We start from the raw sequence: 22,591 nt of genomic DNA on the forward strand, positions 1-22,591 counted from the left end.
AGGTAAAAACGATTGATAAGTTTAGCCTCTCATCTTGAAGAACAGAGAAAGGCTATTTTTTCATTTTTACAATACGGCTTTCACGGTAACGCTACTTGCTTTTGCACTTGCAAATTGACTACCCGCTTGTTGCGTTGATTTTGCAATACTGATACGCGTTGTGGCTGCTTCAATTTTAAGCGGTGCACTAAGATCTAGCTCAGAGCTTACTGTTTTCTTCATTTGTGCGGTGACAGATTTTTTTGCACTGCTTGTTGTGCCAATACGTTTCTTGGTAATGACAGCCACTTCAGGCGCAGCAACAACTTCAGGTGTGGCAACAACTTCAGGTGTGGCAACAACTTCAGGTGTGGCAACAACTTCAGATGCAGCAACCACTTCAGGTGCGGCAACAACTTCTGGTGTGGCAACAACTTCAGGTGTGGCAACCACTGCAGGTGCAGCAACAACTTCAGGTGTGGCAACCACTTCAGGTGCGGCAACCACTTCAGGTGCGGCAACAACTTCAGGTGCAACAACCACTTCAGGTGCAGCAACGACAGCTTCAGGCACAGCAACTACTTCAGGCGTTACATTAACGTCAGGTAGTATTTGTGGTGCTTGAGTTGGCGTTTCATCGTTACGCATCTCTTCTACGTCTTGAGCCATTGTGACATGATCATCAAGAGTTGAGATATCAGTTGCAACAGGCGCCGCAACATTAAGCGCAGCTTCTGTTTGATTGTCAGGGTAACGACTGCTCACAGGATCGGTCGTTAATGCACTTTCATCGCTGATATTCCCAGGAATAGCTTCACTAATACTACGTTTTTTACGTTGTCCGTTGTTACGTAAGTAACGTGAACGACGATTTGGCATTTTAACGCCATTTTGCTCAGTAAGATCAGGTGCAGTGTTAACACTACTCTCTATTGTTACATTCTCTGTCGCAGTCTGTTGACTCGCTTCAGTTTCAATAATTACGGCTACGTTTTCAACTTCAGGCGTAATGACAGGCTCTTGTTGAATACGTACTTTTTTACGTAAATTACGACGTTTACGACGCACGGCAACAACGCCATCTTGCTCTATAGCTTCTATTGGAGCTTGTGGTTTGCGAGGTGCTTTCTTAATACGATCATTATCACGCGGTTTTTGCACTCGGCGACTATTATTCTCTTCGCTTGGTTTTTGAACATCATCATTAGAGCGTTCATTGTCGTTTTTATTACGCGTGCGCGTATTACGATTACGATTGCGATTACGATTGTTGTTATTACGTGGACGAGGTTTCTCTTCTACTTTAGGCTCTGCAGTTTCTGGCGAAGCACTAAACAATGCGCCAATAGATGCAAAAATCTTAGAGAGTAGAGACGTTGGCTTTTCAGTACTTTGTGTACTTTGTACCGCTTTCTCTGTGCTATTTTTATGTTTTTGTTTCGGGCTGTTTTTAGGGCGCGAGAAACCACTTAAAATAGGCTCATCTTCTTTTTGTTGCTCATTTTTTACGACATTAGGCACATAGACCTGATGTTGTTTTTGTAGCGCATCATAGTTGATTTCAGTTTGGTTATCATTACGCGTACGTTTGATTTCAAAATGAGGTGTGAGTAAGTTTGCATCTGGAATAATGAAAATTTCACAGTTATGGCGTTGTTCTATTTTGAAAATAGAGCTACGTTTTTCATTTAGTAAGTAGGCAGCGACTGCAACAGGTACCGTTGCTTGGATCTGCACGGTATTTTCTTTTAAGCCTTCTTCTTCAATCAGACGTAAAATAGCTAAGGCTAAAGATTCATTATCACGAATAGTACCTTGACCATGACAACGAGGACAAACACGCGAAGCAGATTCACCAAGTGATGGGCGAATACGCTGACGAGACATTTCCATTAGTCCAAAACGAGAGATGCGTCCTAATTGTATACGCGCTCTATCTTGACGAACAGATTCACGCATGCGATTTTCAACTTCACGTTGATGGCGAGCGGGCGTCATATCGATAAAATCGATAACGACAAGGCCACCTAAGTCGCGTAAACGTAATTGTCTCGCTATTTCTTCAGCTGCTTCTAAATTGGTATTAAAGGCCGTTTCTTCGATATCACCACCACGTGTTGCGCGTGCAGAGTTAATATCAATAGAGGTAAGCGCTTCGGTTGGGTCGATAACAATTGAACCACCAGAAGGTAGACGTACTTCACGTTGGAAAGCTGACTCAATTTGGCTTTCTACTTGATAGTAGGTAAACAGTGGGATCTCACCTTGGTATAATTTAAGGCGATCAATATAATCGGGGCGTACCATTTCAATGTGTTTTTTAGCTTGTTCAAAGGTTTTTGCATGATCAATGACGATTTCACCAATATCACGGCGTAAATAATCACGAATAGAGCGCACAATGACATTACTTTCACGGTGAATTAAAAAAGGTGCCGATTTAGATTTTGATGCTTCATCAATGGCGTGCCAATGATTAACCAGTACATTAAGATCCCATTCTAATTCTTCAGCTGTTTTACCAACACCGGCTGTGCGTACAATTAAACCCATGCCATTAGGCAGTTTAAGATGGCTAAGTGCTTCTTTTAGTTGTGTGCGTTCATCACCTTCAATGCGACGAGATATTCCGCCTGCACGTGGGTTATTCGGCATTAAAACAAGGTAGCTACCCGCCAGACTAATAAAAGTCGTTAAGGCTGCGCCTTTATTACCGCGCTCTTCTTTTTCAATTTGTATAATAACTTCCTGACCTTCTTTGATCACCTCTTTAATATTTGGGCGACCTTTAAAGGAGTAACCGTTAGGGAAGTAATTACGAGATATTTCTTTTAAAGGTAAAAAACCATGACGATCTGCACCGTAGTCAACAAAAGCGGCTTCAAGACTCGGCTCTACTCTTGTTATTTTTCCTTTATAGATATTTGCTTTTTTTTGTTCGTGACCAGGACTTTCAATATCAAGATCATAAAGTTGTTGTCCATCAACAAGGGCAACGCGCAACTCTTCTGATTGAGTTGCATTAATTAACATTCTTTTCATTTTTATCGACTCTTATATTTTATTTTTATGTTGGTTCATTGTTGCACTTGACCTCGGGTCTGATGACACAGTCTCTCGACTGGGAATATAAAAGAGGTGCATTATTACAAAGTACAAAAAATCTCACTTGCTTCGTCTTAGTATAAAGTAGACGAATAATTGCAATGAGGGAAAAGCTACAACATACTATTTTGATTATTTTAATTATTTTGATTATTTTATGTGCTTCTACGACGCATATTGAACATGTAGGTTCAAAGCGGATCGGAAGCTTTTTAATTATCTCATTAATCAGGACAAAATCGCAATATAAATTTTTACATATATCCGTGTTAGTCGTGATAAACTTAACGAATGGAACAAATAAATCACTCAGTACGCATGCTTGAGATATCTCAAGAGAATGCCAAACAACGCATCGATAATTTTCTGCGCTTACATCTTAAAGGTGTCCCTAAAAGTTTGATCTACCGGATCATACGTAAGGGAGAAGTGCGTGTTAATAAAAAACGCATCAAGCCAGACTATAAATTACAACCCGGCGACATTGTGCGCATCCCTCCGGTGAAAGTGTCAGCGGAAAATCCGCTACCTTCCCCGAAGTTAAATGCAATAGCGCAGCTCGAATCACGTATTGTCTATGAAGATGATGCTTTACTTATTTTAAATAAACCTTCAGGCATTGCGGTGCATGGTGGTAGTGGGCTTAGTTTTGGCGCGATCGAAGGATTACGCGCCTTGCGCCCAGATGCACGATTTTTGGAATTAGTACATCGCCTAGATAAAGCAACGTCAGGGTGCTTACTGATTGCTAAAAAACGCAGTATGTTACGTGCGTTGCATGAGCAATTACGTAACAAAACCATGAATAAGCAGTATTTAGCGTTAGTAAAAGGCTCGTGGGATAAAAAAGATCGTAGTGTTAAAGAGCCTTTACTTAAAGATTCGCAAAATTCAGTTGTTAAAGTCAGTGCATTAGGTAAACAAGCGGAAACCCGCTTTAAAATAATGCAACGTTATCACGGTGCTACTTTAGTCGAAGCGAGCCCTGTTACCGGAAGAACACACCAAATTCGAGTACACTGTGCATGTAAAGGGCATAACATTGCGGGAGATGATCGCTATGGTGCGCCTGAATTTAGTAAAAAAATGCAAGCGTTAGGATTAAATCGTTTATTTTTACATGCCGCACACATTACTTTTTATCATCCTGTTTTAGAGAAAAAAATGACGGTAAGTGCACCTCTTTGTGCGCCTTTGGCAGCATTGCTTGAAAAATTAGATCGTAGTTAAGCTAATTTTCTCAGCGATAAAATCGTCTTTTATCATTAAGGAATAGCCATGCAATATAAACTGATTATTTTTGATTGGGATGGTACGTTAATGAACTCAATTGAAAAAATAGTATGTTGCATGCAAGCCGCTGCGCGTCAAGCGCAGTTAAGCGTCCCTTCACAAACATTGCTACGTAATAGCATTGGTTTGAGTTTAGACGCTGCTTTTTCGTCGTTATTTAACAATGGCACGCAGGCGCAACTTTTATTGTTTAAAAAGCATTATCGGCATCAATATACCCAAATAAATAAGATGCAGACCCCTTTTTATAAAGGGATTAAAGCTTATTTACACACATTATCAAAGCAAGGCTATCTGCTTGCTATTGCCACGGGTAAAAGCCGTCAAGGTTTGCAACACCAACTAGATTTACACCATCTGCAAGATGTTTTTCAGTGTACTTATTGTGCACAAGAGAGTGCATCAAAACCCCATCCTTTAATGCTACAGAAAATATTAAACGATCTTAATGTCGATGTCGCGGATGCGCTAATGATAGGTGATGCCAGTTTTGATCTGCAAATGGCGCGTAATGCGGGTATGGATTGCATTGCGGTGAACTATGGCGCGCAATCGGCGCACGCGCTTAGCGCCTTTAAGCCATTGGCTATTTTAGATTGCTTACCCACACAATTAGGAAAATACATTTAAGTGTTTAGTCAATATATAAAATTAACAGGACGAGGCGAAAAAGGGCGACGCTCTTTAACTCAAAAAGAAGCATATGATGCCCTGTCATCTTATTTAAGGGGTGAGGCTGAGATATTACAGCTTGCTGTATTGCTGATGTTACAGCGTGTGCGTTGTGAAACGCCGCAAGAAGTAGCCGGTTATGTCGAGGCTTTACGTGAAAAAATAGAGGCGCCGTGGCAACAACTTAATGTTGATTTAGATTGGCCGTGTTATGCAGGTAAAAAACGTCAGCCACCTTGGCTTTTGTTAGCTGCCAAAGTGTTGGCTCAAAACGGGGTACGTATTTTATTGCATGGGTTTAATGGCATTGATAGTTTAAAGTTTCAAATTGAGGAAGCCTGTCCGTTACTGCAAATACCCATGGCGCAGAGCGCTCAACAAGCCGATGAGCATTTACAAGCGCAAGGTCTTTGTTATGTGCCATTATCTGCCTATTGTAGTGAACTTATTCCGCTTTTAGAGTTACGTGAAAAAGTGGGGTTACGCACCCCGTTAAATACGGTCGCACGATCACTTAATCCGAGTAATGCCCCCTTTGCATTGCATGGCGTTTTTCATAAAGGCTATGAACAACTGCATGCGCAAGCAGCTTTATTAACGGGCGAGACGAATATGATCGCGTTTAAAGGTGAGGGCGGTGAAAGTGAAGTGAATCCTCGGGTGAGTTTACGCGTTTGTGGGGTGCAAGATAACCAATATATTGAGCAGGAATGGCCGACTTATTTAGAAAAAGCAAGTGGCGCGCATACTGAGATCTCCGCGCACTATTTACAACAAGTTTGGTCTGCTGAAATTATGGATGAATATGCAGATGCTGCTATTATTTGCACTATTGCGCTGATATTACAGCAACAATCGCCGGCTCACTCGCAGCAAGCATGCCTGAGCCGCGCGCAACAAATGTGGTTAAAGAGAGAGATAAAATGAGCGAACAAACGAACATTACTACCCACACCCAAAATTGGGTAAGCCGAGTAATTGTAAAATATAACATTTGCCCCTTTGCGCGTCGTGAAGTTGAGCTGGGTAGTATTCGTTATGTTGAAATTAATGCCTCGAAGAAAAAACAGATATTAGAAAAGTTAATAGAAGAATGTGAGTTTTTAGATGCAAATAGTACGGTTGAAACGACCTTGTTTATTATTCCTGAAGGCTTATTGTTGTTTTATGACTTTTTAGATCTCCTTGATCTCGCGAATGATTTACTCTTTGAGCAAGGCTATGAAGGGGTGTATCAACTGGCAAGTTTTCACCCTGATTATTGTTTTGATGGTATTGATGCCGATGATGCCTCTAATTATACTAATCGCTCACCTTATCCAACATTACATATTATTCGTGAGAGTAGCATGGAGATTGCATTAAAAAACCACGCGGATGCGGATGCTATTCCTGAGCGTAATATTGAATTTACGCGTAAAAAAGGTGGCGCTTTTTTTGCTGACTTATTATCGGGTTGTTGTAAATAAGCGCAGTAAGTGTGGGGGATATCAAATAAAAAAGGGATTTTAAAAACCCCTTTTTTTGTGTGTTACGTTTAGTCGATACCCATGAGAGCTCTGATGCTTTATCTGACGAGCGTGAAGATAGCAATTCATTTCCTTTTCATTGTTGATGCGCACAAGTGATATTCGAGGTGGTGGCCCAAAGGGATCGCCAAATTGAACTTCTCTTTGATGTGAGTTGTTGTTATAAAACATTAATGTAGCATAACTATGTTTCAATGTTATGCCTAGAAGCTAAGCCCAATCTGGCTTGCTGACTTTGCATCTGAAGTATCATAGGTATATATTAATAACAGGGAAATAAATTAACACTTAAGGAGTAGTAAATGGCTAAGTTTCAGTTCTTTGTAAAACCCAACGATGAGCGTAAAAATTTTACTTATTTAGAGATGAAAACACCTTCATTTATAGCAGAAAGAGAGCAATTATTAAGTATGGGGTTTGAGGTGCGCGATGATTGCATTCATGCAGATTCAGCTGCCTCAGCCGTAGAGAAGTTTCGCTCTGATTATATTTATGCGATTGAAGAATATAATAATTCAACGCCCATTGGCGCGTTAACACAGAGTGTTATTTATACTTATCAATATATTAGAGATAAATTTCAAAAGAAGTAGAAGCCGTTATGAAACCGAAGAGTACATTGTCTCATGTGCTGTTAATCTGCGGATCAGGCGCGACTGAGAGAGCACTTCGTCTGCATTATTGTAAACCTCAATTTAACCCGTTATCCCTTCAGCTTTACGCGAGAATTTGTTCACCTCTCGACTCTCTAATGTTACACCTTGATGTCACCTAGGTAAGCCACTCTTATCTCGGCTTTTAAATGCTACTACATCGACTTTCCATGATGGTGTTTCGACTGCCTTGTAAACGTTGTATCATCTTGCTACGCTGGCATTCCCATGCACTGACAGGGTAGGTTTTATCCCATGCGGTCATTAATTTTCTTTGTGATTTACTCATATTATAATGCGGGTAAGCATTATCCATATATAAATAAGTACGCGCTATTTTGCCACGAGCTTGCTCTGGCGGCTCTGCTTTTCGATTGCTTATTTTCATTTGGCAACTGCCAAACATACTTTTCGTCTGCGCTAACATCTGAAAATTATAATTACTGCGCATGGCATTAACCGCACCGATAGCCGGATATAAATTATACATGTCTGCTTGCATATAACGGTACTGTGCATCTACTTTATTAGCACATCTTCGTCCTTTATAGGCTTTACCTTTACTACTCACACACATTTTGTCACCACTACGCCAAGCGCTGAAAGTGCGTCCAAAATTTTCTGCGGGGACAACATGCTCCCATTCAATGCGTTTTGCACGTTTGATATGTTTAGTGGTCTGAAAACCTTTAAGAGGTATTACATTCTTTTTTGCATCAAAACGGGCGTTACAATAGATAGTGGTACGGTGCTTGGGGTAGACTTTTTTCTCTAATATTTTTTTTGCTTTTGAAAAAGAAGAAATGCTTTCATTGGCGCAATATGCACTAATAGGTAATAAAGTTAAAAGTAGTGTGAATATGAATTTTATGTGCGAACGTGGTGCCATGTGATCCCTTAAATAAATAGATATTGGCCAGTATTTAGGGCTTAAAATACTTAGGCATACAATATCACTCCTGTTTTAACGACACCTTACACTAATGAGCAGGCATAAAAAAGCCTGTACAAGTACAGGCTTTAACAAAGTTAAACTAGCGTGTCTTATTTAGAAATAAGAGCAACTAGATCAAGAACTTTGTTTGAGTAACCGATTTCGTTATCGTACCAAGATACAACTTTAACGAATTTGTCAGTTAGAGCAAGACCCGCTTTAGCATCAAATACTGAAGTTTGAACTTCACCGATGAAATCTTGAGAAACAACAGCATCTTCAGTGTAACCAAGAACGCCAGCGTATTCATTTTCAGAAGCACGTTTCATTTCAGCACAGATTTCTTCATATGTAGCAGCAGTTTTAAGGTTAACTGTAAGGTCAACAACAGAAACGTTAGCAGTTGGAACGCGGAAAGCCATACCAGTTAGAAGACCGTTAAGAGCAGGAATTACTTTACCTACTGCTTTAGCAGCACCCGTTGAAGATGGGATGATGTTTTGAGAAGCACCACGACCACCGCGCCAATCTTTCATAGAAGGACCGTCAACTGTTTTTTGAGTTGCAGTAGTTGCATGAACAGTAGTCATAAGACCAGATTCAATGCCCCATTTATCGTTAAGAACTTTAGCGATAGGTGCAAGACAGTTAGTAGTACAAGAAGCGTTAGAAACGATATCTTGACCAGCATATTCAGATGCATTTACACCCATAACGAACATTGGAACGTCGCCAGAAGGACCAGTAAGAACAACTTTTTTAGCGCCAGCTGTAATGTGTTTACGAGCTGTTGCATCTGTAAGGAAAAGACCTGTTGCTTCAGCAACAACTTCAACGCCAGCTTCTGCCCATTTTAGATCTTCAGGGTTACGCTCAGCAGTAACGCGAACAGTTGTTCCGTTTACTACTAAATTACCATCTTTAACTTCAACAGTACCGTTAAAACGACCATGAGTTGAGTCGTATTTAAGCATGTATGCCATGTATTCAACGTCGATCAAGTCATTGATTGCAACAACTTCCACATCAGAACGCTCACAAGCAGCACGAAATACGAAACGTCCGATACGACCAAAGCCGTTGATACCGATTTTAATTGTCATTATTTTATCCTTTTGGATGGTTTGATTTTAAAACTTATGATCATTATAGGAGCCAAAAACTCCAATAACTTGATATTGGTCAAGTTAATTGTTTTGATTTTCATTTTTAACGAAAAAAACGATTAAATTTAACATTATTTAAGCGTTTGTATGAAAATAAAACAATCAATCATGTAATTTAATTACAGCGATATATTATGTGCTAATGCACAGAAAAGAAAGTAAAACACCGATATAACTGTAAATTCATTGCAAACGCCAGAAATAGCGCTACGGTTTTCAGTATTGCGTCATTTTAAAACGACAAAAAAATCATTTTTGTCGTTTTAAGTAAAAAAAAAGTAATTTACACGGCGTTTGTTAATCTATCAGCTGATCAATGTACTTAAAAGGTCACTCGCGCCGGGTTGTATCTCTTTACCAGCCGGATCGGTTATCGCCGATTCAATACAGAACATGGTTAAGTAGCCATTGTCTGGCATATCTACAAACGCCTTTGCCCCTTTTATCCAAGGCGACCATAAAACATTAGAATCATTACCTGTATTACGGATAGTTAATTTACGCTGTAATGTTTTATCGGTTAATAGAATGTCGTGCGTCGATTTTTTGTAAATACGATCAATAGCGCCATCAATACTTAAGGTGCCTTGTTCTGAGTGCAAATCTCCGCCTTGTAGTGAGTCTTTGTAAACAGAGTTAAGGCCACTGATAAGGCAACCCTCAGGCGCACCAATATTTAAGTAGGTATGGAGCGCGCCACGATAAGTAAAGGCACTTTCAGAGCAGTTAGTGCTGATCAGCTCTAATTTTAATTGCGTATCTAAGGTTACTTTTAGGCGTAGTTCAAACTTAAAGGGCCAGAGTTTAAGTGTCTCTGCATTGTCTTTTAAAAGGAATTCAAGTGTGACGCCTTGCTCTGATTCATTGACGCTGAGCATGTCCCACTTTTGGGTGCGAGCAAAGCCATGAGCAGGTAAATCTGCCCCTAATTCCTCACCCGCAGGGCCAAACCAAGGCCAACAAATAGGCACGCCACCCCGAATGGCTTTACCATCTTGATATAACGCACTTTTGCTTAACCAAATAATAGGGGCCTCATTAGGGCGCTGGAAATGTACAAGGTGCGCGCCATGTAAGGCAAAAGCCGCACTTAATTTAGGATGTTCAATCACAATAAAATCATAACCATTGCTATCCTGCTTTACGGATACACTGGGTGATAAAGTGGATTTTTTTTGTAGATGAAGATGTGAGATCATAATTTTACCTGTATTTTAAACAAAAATAGATGCGTCATTTTAAATGGCGACAGACTATGTATATCCATGTTACTTCAAGATGCATATGCGCCAATGAGGATCCATTGATGTGCGTTTAATTCTAAAGGGTACTCGCTATATGTTTTCATTTCATGGCAAGACGCTAAGCCAAATCACGCTTGCTGATATCGCACACTTGAAGTGTCAGGGGTATAAAATATAGGAAAAAAAATTTTTCGCAAAGGTTGTTTGCAGCTTCATTGTGATAAATCATTAAAGTCGTATTTTTATAGGGTACAGCAGAGAATATTGCTATTTACACTTAGGTTAATGCAAGGGGGTTAGTACAAGAGTATTATCCTACTCAATCGGATAGTCCTCTAATGCATAACATGTGATTAATGATACTTACTTTTATCTCATAGCGAGACGGTAGTGTTGAGCTGACGCTTGATCTCCCGTAAGAGGGAAGTTACCTTCAATATTATAAAACAGCCACGTAGCGGCATTGCGCGGTGGCGATTTTACATTAAGAAACCAACCCTCTAGAGAGGATGATTTTTTAGCGACAGTTTATACTTACTTTTTAGATGCATTAAGGTTGAATTGACCTTGCTCTAATAATAATAAATATTTATTCGCTTTTTCTTGTAACTTATCTTGATGCTTTATTTTTCGACTAGTATTACGTAGTCCTCGGTTTAATATGAGTTCAAAGTCGACATTGTATTGCTCATCACTATCTACATTGTTCAAAATATAAGCCCAAATATAAGCTTGTTCAAATTGCTTGTTGCTATAGTAAATAGTCATAATATAGGAAAATACATCGATAGAAATATCATCTAAAGAGTGGCTTTGTTGTAACACGCGATAAAAGAGTTTTAATGCCTTTTGAGGTTTTCTTTTATAATAAAAAGTTGCGAGTTTAGTTAATAAAGAAATATCATTTAAGTTGGGATCATTGGCGGCTTTTAAAAACACTTTTTTAGCTGATACATCTTTATAGCGGGTCCATAAATAATAGGCAAGGTGAGGATCCTTTGTGCCTTTACTATTTATTAGCTCTTCTTCTATTAACTTTTGAGTGTGTAAGTAATTTTCAATACGCTGCGTTTTTCGCTCTTTACGTTTAGAGAATTCAATAAAAAGGCGAGGTTCAAGGCACGATTCATAGCCTTCTAATGCCTCTAAAAGAGGGGATGAGCTTTTGCTTTCGGGATCTAGCTCTTTGTAATATAGGGCGCGAATGAGAGATGTCCGTTTATAGCGACAGTCACCAATATCATGAAATTGTTCACATAATTCGGGGCTAGCATTACAAATGCTAAGTAGATCATCTTTTTTTTCAGGTAAACACGCAAATAATAAAAGTGTCGTTGCTAATGTTAACCATAGTTTCAAAGTCGGTGGTATCATTATTGTTAATAGTCCTTTAAAGAAAAAATCCTTCAATCTAATACTAGGTTATCTTAATATAATTCGGGTGCATATATAATGCTAAATATAAATGAGTATGCAAAAACACTGTCACCATCACTTTTTCTTCAGTTAAAAGAAGCGGTTGAGATAGGGAAGTGGAAAAATGGTGAGAGTCTAACAGACGCTCAAAAAGAACATACATTACAACTCGTGATCACATATCAGAGTTTATATAATCACTCTCCAGAGCATTTTAGCATTGCTAAAGGTGGCGAATTATATATGGAGAAAAAATCCATATTACGTAAGCAGTTTTCGCCAGCGCAAACCATTGATGTACAAGAAAAATAATAACGCACACAAATAAAAGCATAAGAGCAAAGATATAATTTTAGCGCTTATGCATTTATTTGTGTGCGGAGAATTAAACGGTCACTATTTTACAGGTGTTAGTGGAGCCAGCGTGATTATCGTCGCCATGGGTTATCAATATCAAATCACCTTCCTTTATAAAGTTTGCATCTTTTAGCGTTTTAATCGCATTTTTAATAAACTGAACGCTGTCGGTTGTTGATGAGACAAACTTCACGGGTGTAACGCCTCGGTACAATGCGCAATAATTTAATGTTTGCTGATTGCTTGAAAGCGCATAAATAGGTAAGCCGGAACTTAATCGTGACATTAATAGAGGCGTACTGCCTGATTCTGTTAATGCGACAATGGCTTTGACGCCTTTAGTATGGTTTGCTGCAAACATCGTGGTCATTGCTAGCGCTTCACTGGGATCCTCAAAAGTATGATCCATGCGGTGATTAGACACATTAATACTCGGGTGTTTTTCGGCGCCTAAGCAGACATCGCTCATGGCAAGCACGGTTTCAATTGGATAATGTCCGGCAGCTGTTTCTGCCGAGAGCATAACCGCATCGGTACCATCTAATACCGCATTGGCAACATCCATTACTTCTGCGCGCGTTGGCATTGGAGAGTTGATCATCGACTCCATCATTTGTGTTGCAGTGATCACCACGCGGTTTAAACGTCGCGCCATACGGATCATGTTTTTTTGTACGCCGACTAAGCGTGCATCGCCAATTTCAACGCCGAGGTCGCCACGTGCGACCATCACTACATCAGAGGCAAGAATAATGTCTTGTAAGGCCTCTTCGGTTGCCACTGCCTCAGCACGTTCAACCTTAGCGACAATTTTTGCATTACAACCTGCTTCTTCTGCTAACTGGCGAGCATAACGAATATCAGCGCCGTTACGCGGAAACGAGATAGCCAGATAATCACAGCCAATTTGTGCAGCGGTTAATATATCGCGTTTATCTTTTTCGGTAAGGGCCGGGGCGGAGAGGCCGCCACCTTTTAAGTTGATGCCTTTATTATTGGATAAGGGACCACCAATAATGACGCGTGTTTTTACTTGATGCTCTGTTGTCTCAATGACTTCTAATTGTACGCGTCCGTCATCAAGCATTAAAATATTGCCTTTTTTGACTTCTTGAGGCAATGTTTTGTAATCTAAACCGACACAACTTTCATCTCCTTGACCTTTTTCAAAGAGACTATCTAACGTAAAGGTATCACCTATTTTTAAAATGATTTTATTGTCTTTAAAGCTAGAGATGCGGATCTTAGGGCCTTGTAAATCCCCCATAATAGCGACTTCTTTGCCTAATCGTTCTGCTATTTCACGCACTTCTTGGGCGCGGCGAATATGATCAATGCTTTCACCGTGTGAAAAATTCATGCGCACCATATTAGCGCCTGCGATAATTAATTTTTCTAAATTGTTATCACGATCTGTCGCGGGGCCGAGTGTGGTGACTATTTTTGTACGTCTTGTCATAGAGATCCCTTTCAGAATAGAGTTATTGATCAATTATATTAAAGCGAGAATCCGTGATCCCTTTTTTGACGCGTTTTAAATTTTCTCTAAATTTCGAACCGCGTCGCAGCGTAAAGCCGGTGGCAAGTACATCGATTAAAACCAGTTGAGCAATACGAGATGCCATTGGCATGTAAATATCGGTGTCTTCCGGCACGCTCATAGAGAGAACCAAGTTACTTTCATGGGCGAGGGGGGAGTTTAAAGCAGTTAAGGAGATAACAAAAGCATCATTTTCACGGGCTAAATGTGCGACTTCAACTAATGCTTTAGTACGACCCGTATGTGAAATAAAGACAATGACATCACCTTCGCCACTATTAATGCAGCTCATCTTTTGCATTAAAATATCATCAAAGCAAGAAACGGGAATATTAAAACGGAAAAATTTATTCAAAGCATCATGTGCGACTGACGATGATGCCCCTAAACCAAAAAAAGATATCTTATTGGCCTGTGTTAATACATCCACTGCGCGATTCACTAAGTTGGTGTCTAAGGTATTTTTTGCAACATCCAAGCACGCCATGGTAGATTCAAATATTTTAGCTGTGTAAGCTTCTGGTCCATCATTCTCATCTACATTACGATTAACATAAGGCGTACCATTGACCAAACTCTGTGCAAGATGGAGTTTAAAATCCGGAAAGCCTTTGGTATCTAAACGTCGACAAAAACGATTAACAGTCGGTTCACTGACTTCTGCCATTTTTGCAAGGGTTGCTATGCTCGAGCGTATTGCCACTTGCGGAGAAGCAATGATGACTTCCGCCACTTTTCTTTCGGATTTACTAAAGGTATCTAGATTTTTTTGAATGAGCTCTAAAGTATTCATTGCTTTTCACTGTAATTAATAAATTTAAGTTAAACTGAACGTCAACGTGTAATGTAAGTTAGGGATAAAAGCGCAGAATCATTTGAAACTATTTTGACTCGATGAAAATAAATTACAATAAGACATTGATAAATGAGGACGCATTATAAGTAAAAGGGCAGAAGGTGTCATTTTATTACATAAAAAAGCTGTTTTAGATCAATTTCGACGTGGCTTTATTACAAAAATGAGATGCGACCGACACTTTTAATCTGTTCATTTTAAATTAAGGAGAAAATGTATGCTTGCTGTAGTGGGTGATATTGGTGGGACAAATATCCGTTTAGCGGTTTGTGATCTTAAAAGTGGCGAATTAAGTCAATTAAAAGAGTTTGCGTGTGCGCAGTTTAGGACGATTGATGCTGCACTTGTTCAGTATTTTTCATCGCTGAAAAGAGATGTTAAATACTTATGCTTAGGTATAGCATGCTCTGTTGAAGATGATCTGGTGATCATGACTAATTTTAGTTGGCAGTTCTCTAAAAAAGCATTACAAGAAACATTACAACTTAACGCCTTATATTTACTCAATGATTATACCGCTATCTCACTTGCCGTGCCTTTTTTAAAAGACAACGAACAGTTAAAAATCGGTGGAGGAGAGATCAAAGAAGGTGGCACTAAAGTTGTGTTTGGACCCGGCACTGGTCTTGGCGTTGCGCATTTGATCCACGTTAACAATAAGTGGTTAAGTTTAGAGGGTGAGGGCGGGCATGTAAGTTTAGCTGCAAACAGTCGTCAGCAGGCTGATATATTATTGTTATTACAAGATCAATACGGGCACGTTTCAGCTGAGCGTGTTTTATCAGGGCCCGGTTTTGTGAACCTTTATGAGAGTTTATGTCGCTTAGCGGGTAAACCGCCGCAGTATCAAGAGCCTCAGCAAATAACAAAAGCAGCGCTTAGTAGCGAGTGCCCACTGGCGATGCGTAGTTTAGATGTTTTTTGTCAAATAATGGGTTCTTTCGCGGGTAATTTAGCGCTTAATCTTGCGTGCTCGGGGGGCGTTTATATTGCGGGGGGAATTGTGCCTCGTTTTAGTGACTTTTTTGCAGAGAGTGATTTTAGGGAATATTTTGAAGAAAAAGGTCGCTTTAAAGGTTATTTAACGACGATCCCAACTTTTATCATCACTCATGAATATCCTGGATTATTGGGGGCGAGTGTTTATTTACGCCAAGAAATATTAGAATAACGATAAAAACTATATTAGTAGTTGATTTAATAGAGTGAGTTCATTATGATGCGCCTCGCTCTAGCAACTATTGTTAGAAATTAAAGGTGACGTGTCCGAGTGGCTTAAAGAGCACGCCTGGAAAGTGTGTGTGTACGGTAACGTACCGAGAGTTCAAATCTCTTACAAGAGCAATTCTCTACGCGATAAAATATTGATTGTAAATGGTTATGCAGTAATGCAAACTTGCAGTGTGATCATAAAGCATCTTAAAAGTAAGCGCAATTTCACAGTGCTTTAGTGCTAAATAAAAAATTCAGGAAAGTTCGGATAATGGTATTCCACCACCTTGGAAAGGTGGCGCTCTAACGGGCATAAGGGTTCGAGTCCCTTACTTTCCACCACATTAAAAGCTCCTGCTAGTTAACCCTAGCAGGAGCTTTTTGCTATCTAGAGTTCTTGATCTGCTATATTTTCATCACCTTGCAACTTAGCTATCGCCTCAGTCCTTAGGCATTCCCAAGCATCAACAGGATACATCTTGTCCCATGCCGTCATTAATTGTTTCTGTTGTCTGCTCATGCTGTATCTGCTGCCTTTGTAGCTTTTACCTTTGCTACTAATACCAAAGTTCTCTGCGGGTACTACATGTTCCCATTCTAACTTTTTAGTGTCAGCATCATGGCTAAAAAAGGTAACTCTGCTAACTAAGACTCAAGTCAAGAAAGTAAAAACATGTGATAAAGAATTTAATCATGATGTCATTGATACCACTCTTGTACATGTTGATAAAAAGATAATGAGTACGCCTATCATCGATCCGAGTATTTAAAGCCTTGATCGAGTTAATGTGCTGGTGGTCAGATCATATGGAGAGCAGTGCGAAAGGTAGCTTGAGTGTTACTGCGGGTATTCAAAAAAGCTAAAGTTGGACATCAGTGTTAGCGTTATTGCTCCATTTTATAGTGATATCCATTAGGTTTTGTAGGAAAGTGAGGGCTTTTAGCTGAAACCCTCACTATCATTTATGCCCGATCTGTTTTTTAAAATAGATTTACAAGATCACTATTTGAATGTCGTACTTAAGGCTCTTATTTCATGGGCACACTTATTAACATTTATCCCATTAGTATTAACTTGTTGAGATATGATTGTATTTTGACGTGAAATCTCGTCAATAGTATGGACGCTTTGAGATACTTGATCTGCAACCACACTTTGCTCTTCTGTTGCCGTTGCAATTTGAGCTGTAATGTTGCTGATCTCATTCATTCTCTCCATAATTTGATCCATCGCCTGTTTAGCTTCAATAGATTCATGAGAGCACTGTTCCGCTTTATCTTTACTGGTGAGCATGACATGACTCCAGTGCTTTAAGGTTGTTTGCAGTTCAATAACCGATTTTTGTATGTGCACCGTCGCGTCTTGCGTTCTACTTGCTAACGTTCGAACTTCGTCAGCTACAACCGCAAATCCGCGTCCTTGTTCACCTGCGCGAGCCGCTTCAATAGCAGCGTTTAAAGCGAGCAAATTTGTTTGATCGGCGATACCTTGAATTTCAGTCATTATTGTTGAGATATTATCGGCATCAACAACAAGTTTAGTCGCACTAACCGCCGCACTTTCAACGTCAGACGTTAATTCAGAAATTTTATTTTGTGTGGCATCGAGAATGGTGACTGCTTGTTGGCATGACTGTTGAACACCTTGGACCTGATCATGTGCCCCCGTGGTATTCTGGCTCACCTCTATAATCGTTGCACTCATTTGGGCAATGGCTGTTGCAAGTTGGGTTAAATGCGCGTTTTCTTCTACAAGACCTTCCATAGATAGCTTCGATGAGTTTTCAAGCTCACTTGCTAAGGAAGCTAAGTTTTCCCCCATATCTTTACTACGTCCGAGTACTGTTCTTACTTTCGCATTCAGCATAGCTATCGGGTAATTTGCAATGGCAACTAACCCTTTGCCAGAAAAAATATAACGGGAGGGGCTATCAATGGTTCTTTTAAGTTGATTTATAAACTTGGGTAAGCGAAATAATTCTTCATAAAAAATAAGGGATAACCCGACAAAGATAAAAGTAGGTAGAAGCATATATAGAGACAGGCTATTAGCTAAAAACCAGATAATGATATGGCTAGCAAAAAATAAGGCGACGGCCAGCGCGCGTTTTAAAGTGAAGTTAGCATGGAAGTCGTGTATTTTTTTTCCGTTGTTTAAATCATTATAAAGTTGTTGTGCATCTTGCTTTTGTTTTAACGTGGGGCGAGCTCGTACCGATTGGTAGCCGATTATATTATCATTTTTTTCATATATAGGGGTGACGTAAGCGTCCACCCAGTAATAATCGCCATTCTTGCATCTGTTTTTTACCATGCCTCGCCATGACTCGCCATCTTTTAATTTTTGCCACATGTCCTTAAAAGCAGCCGCTGGCATATCGGGGTGTCGGACAATATTATGTGGTTGGCCTTTTAGTTCATCAAGTGTGTAACCGGCTATCTTACAGAAGCTGTCGTTAACATAGGTGATGGTGCCTTTTAGATCGGTGACGGATAAAAGTTGTTCTGATGCTGGGAAATCAACTTCCGTATTAGTAATGCTACCGCGTGTTTCTCTCATGATAATTCCTTTTTAGCATGATTTAACTTTAGGTTGATCTTAATTCTATTTACTTCATTTTTGTTAATTTGTAATAGTTAACTAATTTTGGTGATAGTTAATGTTGCGTTGGACTATTTCATGACTGACGAATATTTACATCTTCAACTCTCATGATTTTTAGCGAGTGTTGAAATCGCGTTTAGAATGCGATTTTCAAGAAGGTTATGAAAGGTTAAAACCTCCATTGAGAGTTTATTGTTTATTGTTATAAATTTAGCAGACATTTATTTTTAATCAATAAAGTCAAAATGTTTTATTTCCCTCTTACATGAGAGGTTATTTTAGAATCCAAGGCTGTTTATCAGAGACTTATCAATATGTTTAAACAAGAGGAAGACTCTTTAATCGAAGGTTTTTCAAAATGAGATATCAGATTGGATTGCCCATTGATGAACCCGCCTAAACCTAACGCCTACAAAGACATTCCGAAGCAATTGTATGTTCCTCCTCGCGTTGCATAGATAGAAGTGGTAGTTGAGGACCTGATGTTTTCGGTCATAGCAAAACAGATATTTGTAAATAGATAAGGATATACCCTAAGCAATATGGGTTCGAGTACCAGTAGAATAGAATAAATTTTATCCCTAAATTCAAATAGGGATACGTCCAACTTGTATTAGAGCAATACTATATGTTTCTAGGATATCTAGGCCTTAATAGCTTCGTTTGTTTGCCGTTAAGTTTAGAAGTATTTAGCGTTTAGTTTGAAGAGGAGATTTATCAGGCGACATTGACCGGGTTAAAAGAAAGCCATTTTAATTTTAAAATGTACAACTAATGACTTAGATCGTTTCTCTTCCGATATATCGTTGATGCTCAATGACTAAAAGTTTTGCGTATTTTTCTAAGGTGAATAGGGTCGAGTTAGACATTTTTTGAGGTTGAAGTTTGCTGACAAAAATAATCAGAATTATAAAACAATGCGACTTAGTTATTCACCTGTCCACTTTTCTTACTTTTACATCCTCTGTTGTTAGAAAATTTGATCGCTAAGATATTTATTTTTATTTTTATCCTAAATTCTGTATAGACCTCAAATATATTGCAAAAATACACCGAATCTTATGCCTTATTTGCTAATGTGGATATAAGGTTAAAGGTTGAACTGTGACCTTTAACCTTTAACCATTAACCATTAATCTTTAATCTTTAATCTTTATAAACAAGGGATTTATTACATATGTATTCCGCTATTACCCTTAAATATTCAAGTCGTCATCATTTAACGCCAACGAAGTTAGATGATAAGTGCCGACAGACTAAAAAATGTTTTATCTCTTCATTAGGCCTCGCTTTTAATTTTAATGAAATTAAAAAGCAGGCTTTGTTTTCTTCTGTCTTATTTTTACTTGCAGTGCCTGCTTACGCACAAGTAGAGAACTCGACTAGCCACGAATTTAGCGACTATAGTGATACTCGTCAAAATAATGCCCATGCTTATGTCGGTTTACGAGGAGGAGGCACTTATTTTGAAGGTGCGTGTTCCAGCAACGGTTCAGAATGCAATGATAATACCTTCGGTTATGGTTTATATGGTGGTTATCAATTTATATCGTGGTTTGCACTTGAGGGTGCCGTCACTCATTATGGCACACCAGATGCGAGTTATGGGCTGAAGAATATCAGCGCTGAAGTTTTAGGTAGTGAACTGACGGGGGTATTCTCTTATGATCTTTCTGAATCCTTTGATGCTTACGCTAGGGTCGGTGTGGCTTATCAAAATATAGAGAAAAACAGTACGGGAGGATCCGAATTAACGTCCAATGAATGGGGAATGCTTTCTGCTCTGGGAGTCGATTACCGCGTGTCTCAAAACTGGTCACTTCGTGGTGAATATCAGTTTATAGATGGGATCGGCAATAGCGAATTGATGAAATCTGACATGCACTTCCTATCGCTAGGTTTAACCTATCATTTTGGGCAAGAAAAGGCATTAATAGTAGCAACGACTGCGCTTGCCGTAGCGACTCCTCCAATGGTTATAACGGATAAAGTTATCACTACCAAAAGTACATCACAAACCCTTTCCGGGCTTTATTTTAACTCTTCAAAAATAAAAACAAGCCCTGAACTCACCAATGTAGTCGTGCAATTACTACAAACCAAAGAGGGAGATATTGAAGTGATAGGGCATACGGATAGCCTAGGATCGAAGAAGTATAATCAATGGCTATCAGAAAAACGAGCACAAGTGGTAGCGGATTATTTAGTGAAAGAAGGTGTTGATCCGTCACGCATTATTGTTAAAGGAGAGGGGGAGTCTTCCTTTGTCTCTAGTAATGAAACCGCCGAAGGTCGCGCTAAAAATAGACGTGTAAAAATAAAGTATTAAAAAGTAATTATCAAAAAGACTCTGGTTGAGGGTTTAATTGATAATGCTAAAGCACAACCCCAAACACTAGCTGAGAAATTAAAATGAAAAAATATATATTCCTTATATTATGGTCAACAGTCGTGCTACTAACAGGTTGTAACAATGGAGATGAAGGTCTTTTAGATAATGACTCTGATTTTCAAGAGCCCGTTTATCAACTAATAATAACAGCTACAGACGACTATTTACCTATCGGATTTACAATGCAGATGCAGGTTGAGGCATTACGAAGCGATAATACTGTGATAGAAATACGAGACACCTCGACATTAAAATGGAGCTCATCTGATGAAAGTGTCGCGGTAGTTAATGAATTTGGAGTGATCACGGCCAAAGGAGAAGGGCCTGTTACAATTACTGCAACAGGTATGTATAAAGATGAAACTTACTCGGACACTGCGTATATTCTTATTACAAACTCGGAAATAAATACAATCATTGTAACGCCGGATAATGCAAATATCCCGGCAGGTTTTAGTCAACAGTTTAAGGCGGTAGCCACGTTTACTGATGGAACCAAGAATATTGATATTACTAATAATAAAAATCTCACCTGGTCGGTTTCTGAAGGCAGTCAATTTGTTGAAATTGATGAAAATGGGCGTGCGGTCGCTATTAGCACAGGAAGTGGCACCATCACGGCCACCGGGAAATTTAGCGCTAAAATAATTGTCACTAATGTTACGATTTCTATAAACACAGTAACAATTATTGAGTTGATAGTTACTCCGAAGGATGCTGCAATCTCAGCGGGTTTAAGCGTACAATTTAAAGCTGAAGTTATATTTTCGGATGATTCAACACCTTTAAATGTGACGGAGGATAGGCATATTACGTGGTCAGTTACTAAAGGCAAAGAGTTCGCCAAAATTGATAAAAAAGGCCATGTGACAGGCATTCGTACTGGTGATGCTATCATTACGGCCACAGGGGAATTTTACAATGACACAACAATTCGCAATGTTAACCTTCATGTAAATGACGCTGAAGTGACAGGGTTGGTTGTAACGCCGACAGATGGTGTCGTGTTGGTAAAATCAACGTTACAATTTAATGCCAAAGCTACCTATTCTGACGGTTCTTCATCGACAGACGTCACTGAAAGTTCGGATGTCACATGGTCTGTTTCTGCAGGCAGTTCGTTTGTTGAAATTGATGATAACGGCCTTGCTACCAGCTTCGAGGAGGGTAACGCAACCATCACCGCAACTGGAAATATTAATGGGAGAGTAGTGGATGATAGTGTCTCTCTTGATATATTCCCTAGATTATTAGCGCCTATCATTCCCGCTGCCCGTGATAAAATAATAGAGCCATCAGAGCTGTTCAGCTCTATTGGTTTAATGATTCAAGTACGAGGATGGCAACCCGCTCTTAAAGCTAATGATGAAATAGAGGTGCATGTTTATACTGACGGGTGTGGATCAGCAGGATCTGCATGTACACCTGTCGATGATTTTGTTTTTTGTACATTTGATGGAAGCAGTGATACAACTCAATCAACCGTAAACGCATGTATGAGTGTAGAGGAGACGAGCCCACTGGCTAATAAAAAAGAAACCGCTATACATTTTTATTATATTATAAATGGTGATCCTAATATTGCGTCTGAGATCACAGATACACTTTTGGAAACAATCTAAATGTGACCATGACCAT

Annotated in this window: 18 protein-coding genes and 1 tRNA gene; 10 read left to right on the forward strand and 9 right to left on the reverse strand. The window is 39.4% G+C overall.

From position 1 onward, the window contains the following. Window positions 1-66 precede the first annotated feature (66 nt). Window positions 67-3,021, reverse strand: a complete 2,955-nt coding sequence (gene rne, locus PCNPT3_RS05450; protein WP_015464870.1) for a ribonuclease E — start codon at window positions 3,019-3,021, stop codon at window positions 67-69. 354 nt (window positions 3,022-3,375) lie between these two features. Here rne and rluC point away from each other — a divergent pair, with 354 nt between their 5' ends. From rluC to PCNPT3_RS05475, 5 genes are all read left to right on the forward strand, one after another. Then, a complete protein-coding gene (rluC, locus tag PCNPT3_RS05455; protein ID WP_041771263.1) occupies window positions 3,376-4,314 on the forward strand; it encodes a 23S rRNA pseudouridine(955/2504/2580) synthase RluC in 939 nt (312 codons plus the stop codon). Window positions 4,315-4,362: 48 nt separating this feature from the next. Continuing rightward, complete coding sequence (locus PCNPT3_RS05460) at window positions 4,363-5,007, forward strand: HAD family hydrolase (protein WP_015464872.1); 645 nt, start codon at window positions 4,363-4,365, stop codon at window positions 5,005-5,007. Next, complete coding sequence (locus PCNPT3_RS05465) at window positions 5,008-5,976, forward strand: glycosyl transferase family protein (RefSeq protein WP_015464873.1); 969 nt, start codon at window positions 5,008-5,010, stop codon at window positions 5,974-5,976. It begins immediately after the preceding gene. Continuing rightward, window positions 5,973-6,518, forward strand: coding sequence for a DUF1415 domain-containing protein (locus PCNPT3_RS05470; protein WP_015464874.1), 546 nt, complete (start codon window positions 5,973-5,975; stop codon window positions 6,516-6,518). Before PCNPT3_RS05465 ends, PCNPT3_RS05470 begins: the two co-directional genes overlap by 4 nt. A gap of 362 nt (window positions 6,519-6,880) precedes the next feature. Further along, window positions 6,881-7,171: a hypothetical protein gene (locus tag PCNPT3_RS05475; RefSeq protein WP_015464875.1), complete on the forward strand. Its 291-nt coding sequence runs from the start codon at window positions 6,881-6,883 to the stop codon at window positions 7,169-7,171. A 205-nt stretch (window positions 7,172-7,376) separates the two neighbouring features. On the opposite strand, the gene PCNPT3_RS05480 is transcribed toward PCNPT3_RS05475, so the two are convergent. The 4 genes from PCNPT3_RS05480 to PCNPT3_RS05495 form a co-directional block, all read right to left on the reverse strand. Continuing rightward, window positions 7,377-8,120: an endonuclease gene (locus PCNPT3_RS05480; RefSeq protein WP_015464876.1), complete on the reverse strand. Its 744-nt coding sequence runs from the start codon at window positions 8,118-8,120 to the stop codon at window positions 7,377-7,379. Between the two features lie 155 nt (window positions 8,121-8,275). Next, window positions 8,276-9,268 (reverse strand): type I glyceraldehyde-3-phosphate dehydrogenase, encoded by a 993-nt coding sequence (gene gap / locus PCNPT3_RS05485; RefSeq protein WP_015464877.1) that lies wholly within the window; start codon window positions 9,266-9,268, stop codon window positions 8,276-8,278. A gap of 368 nt (window positions 9,269-9,636) precedes the next feature. After that, window positions 9,637-10,530 carry a D-hexose-6-phosphate mutarotase gene (locus PCNPT3_RS05490; protein ID WP_015464878.1) on the reverse strand — a complete coding sequence of 298 codons (894 nt, stop codon included), beginning with the start codon at window positions 10,528-10,530 and terminating at the stop codon, window positions 9,637-9,639. 579 nt (window positions 10,531-11,109) lie between these two features. Then, on the reverse strand, window positions 11,110-11,949 hold the full coding sequence (locus PCNPT3_RS05495) for a DUF2989 domain-containing protein (RefSeq protein WP_015464879.1): 840 nt from the start codon (window positions 11,947-11,949) through the stop codon (window positions 11,110-11,112). A gap of 78 nt (window positions 11,950-12,027) precedes the next feature. Here PCNPT3_RS05495 and PCNPT3_RS05500 point away from each other — a divergent pair, with 78 nt between their 5' ends. Then, window positions 12,028-12,303, forward strand: coding sequence for a YeaC family protein (locus tag PCNPT3_RS05500; protein ID WP_015464880.1), 276 nt, complete (start codon window positions 12,028-12,030; stop codon window positions 12,301-12,303). A 73-nt stretch (window positions 12,304-12,376) separates the two neighbouring features. Here PCNPT3_RS05500 and pyk read toward each other — a convergent pair whose 3' ends face one another. Together pyk and PCNPT3_RS05510 are read right to left on the reverse strand one after the other, a co-directional pair. Next, window positions 12,377-13,807 (reverse strand): pyruvate kinase, encoded by a 1,431-nt coding sequence (gene pyk, locus PCNPT3_RS05505; protein ID WP_015464881.1) that lies wholly within the window; start codon window positions 13,805-13,807, stop codon window positions 12,377-12,379. 22 nt (window positions 13,808-13,829) lie between these two features. After that, window positions 13,830-14,681: a MurR/RpiR family transcriptional regulator gene (locus PCNPT3_RS05510; RefSeq protein ID WP_015464882.1), complete on the reverse strand. Its 852-nt coding sequence runs from the start codon at window positions 14,679-14,681 to the stop codon at window positions 13,830-13,832. Window positions 14,682-14,961: 280 nt separating this feature from the next. On the opposite strand from PCNPT3_RS05510, the gene PCNPT3_RS05515 reads away from it, so the two are divergent. Continuing rightward, window positions 14,962-15,915 (forward strand): glucokinase, encoded by a 954-nt coding sequence (locus PCNPT3_RS05515; RefSeq protein ID WP_015464883.1) that lies wholly within the window; start codon window positions 14,962-14,964, stop codon window positions 15,913-15,915. A gap of 298 nt (window positions 15,916-16,213) precedes the next feature. Beyond that, window positions 16,214-16,298, forward strand: a tRNA-Ser gene (locus PCNPT3_RS05520). 46 nt (window positions 16,299-16,344) lie between these two features. Here the strand turns inward: PCNPT3_RS05520 and PCNPT3_RS14445 are convergent. Further along, complete coding sequence (locus PCNPT3_RS14445) at window positions 16,345-16,476, reverse strand: endonuclease (protein ID WP_015464884.1); 132 nt, start codon at window positions 16,474-16,476, stop codon at window positions 16,345-16,347. A 483-nt stretch (window positions 16,477-16,959) separates the two neighbouring features. Beyond that, complete coding sequence (locus PCNPT3_RS05530; RefSeq protein ID WP_015464885.1) at window positions 16,960-18,516, reverse strand: methyl-accepting chemotaxis protein; 1,557 nt, start codon at window positions 18,514-18,516, stop codon at window positions 16,960-16,962. Between the two features lie 1,222 nt (window positions 18,517-19,738). Between PCNPT3_RS05530 and PCNPT3_RS05535 the strand changes: the two genes are divergently transcribed. Both PCNPT3_RS05535 and PCNPT3_RS05540 read left to right on the forward strand, forming a co-directional pair. After that, window positions 19,739-20,890 (forward strand): OmpA family protein, encoded by a 1,152-nt coding sequence (locus PCNPT3_RS05535; RefSeq protein ID WP_015464886.1) that lies wholly within the window; start codon window positions 19,739-19,741, stop codon window positions 20,888-20,890. A 122-nt stretch (window positions 20,891-21,012) separates the two neighbouring features. Then, window positions 21,013-22,575: an Ig-like domain-containing protein gene (locus PCNPT3_RS05540; protein WP_198006673.1), complete on the forward strand. Its 1,563-nt coding sequence runs from the start codon at window positions 21,013-21,015 to the stop codon at window positions 22,573-22,575. The last annotated feature ends 16 nt before the right edge of the window (window positions 22,576-22,591 follow it).

The sequence above is a fragment of the Psychromonas sp. CNPT3 genome, assembly GCF_000153405.2.
Taxonomy (GTDB): Bacteria; Pseudomonadota; Gammaproteobacteria; order Enterobacterales; family Psychromonadaceae; genus Psychromonas.

Excerpts from the sequence above, each read along its gene's own strand:
- rne (WP_015464870.1), bottom strand. The coding sequence starts at position 3,021 with ATGAAAAGAATGTTAATTAATGCAACTCAATCAGAAGAGTTGCGCGTT.
- rluC (WP_041771263.1), top strand. The coding sequence starts at position 3,376 with ATGGAACAAATAAATCACTCAGTACGCATGCTTGAGATATCTCAAGAG.
- PCNPT3_RS05460 (WP_015464872.1), top strand. The coding sequence starts at position 4,363 with ATGCAATATAAACTGATTATTTTTGATTGGGATGGTACGTTAATGAAC.
- PCNPT3_RS05470 (WP_015464874.1), top strand. The coding sequence starts at position 5,973 with ATGAGCGAACAAACGAACATTACTACCCACACCCAAAATTGGGTAAGC.
- PCNPT3_RS05475 (WP_015464875.1), top strand. The coding sequence starts at position 6,881 with ATGGCTAAGTTTCAGTTCTTTGTAAAACCCAACGATGAGCGTAAAAAT.
- PCNPT3_RS05480 (WP_015464876.1), bottom strand. The coding sequence starts at position 8,120 with ATGGCACCACGTTCGCACATAAAATTCATATTCACACTACTTTTAACT.
- gap (WP_015464877.1), bottom strand. The coding sequence starts at position 9,268 with ATGACAATTAAAATCGGTATCAACGGCTTTGGTCGTATCGGACGTTTC.
- PCNPT3_RS05490 (WP_015464878.1), bottom strand. The coding sequence starts at position 10,530 with ATGATCTCACATCTTCATCTACAAAAAAAATCCACTTTATCACCCAGT.
- PCNPT3_RS05495 (WP_015464879.1), bottom strand. The coding sequence starts at position 11,949 with ATGATACCACCGACTTTGAAACTATGGTTAACATTAGCAACGACACTT.
- PCNPT3_RS05500 (WP_015464880.1), top strand. The coding sequence starts at position 12,028 with ATGCTAAATATAAATGAGTATGCAAAAACACTGTCACCATCACTTTTT.
- pyk (WP_015464881.1), bottom strand. The coding sequence starts at position 13,807 with ATGACAAGACGTACAAAAATAGTCACCACACTCGGCCCCGCGACAGAT.
- PCNPT3_RS05510 (WP_015464882.1), bottom strand. The coding sequence starts at position 14,681 with ATGAATACTTTAGAGCTCATTCAAAAAAATCTAGATACCTTTAGTAAA.
- PCNPT3_RS05515 (WP_015464883.1), top strand. The coding sequence starts at position 14,962 with ATGCTTGCTGTAGTGGGTGATATTGGTGGGACAAATATCCGTTTAGCG.
- PCNPT3_RS14445 (WP_015464884.1), bottom strand. The coding sequence starts at position 16,476 with ATGAGCAGACAACAGAAACAATTAATGACGGCATGGGACAAGATGTAT.
- PCNPT3_RS05530 (WP_015464885.1), bottom strand. The coding sequence starts at position 18,516 with ATGAGAGAAACACGCGGTAGCATTACTAATACGGAAGTTGATTTCCCA.
- PCNPT3_RS05535 (WP_015464886.1), top strand. The coding sequence starts at position 19,739 with ATGTATTCCGCTATTACCCTTAAATATTCAAGTCGTCATCATTTAACG.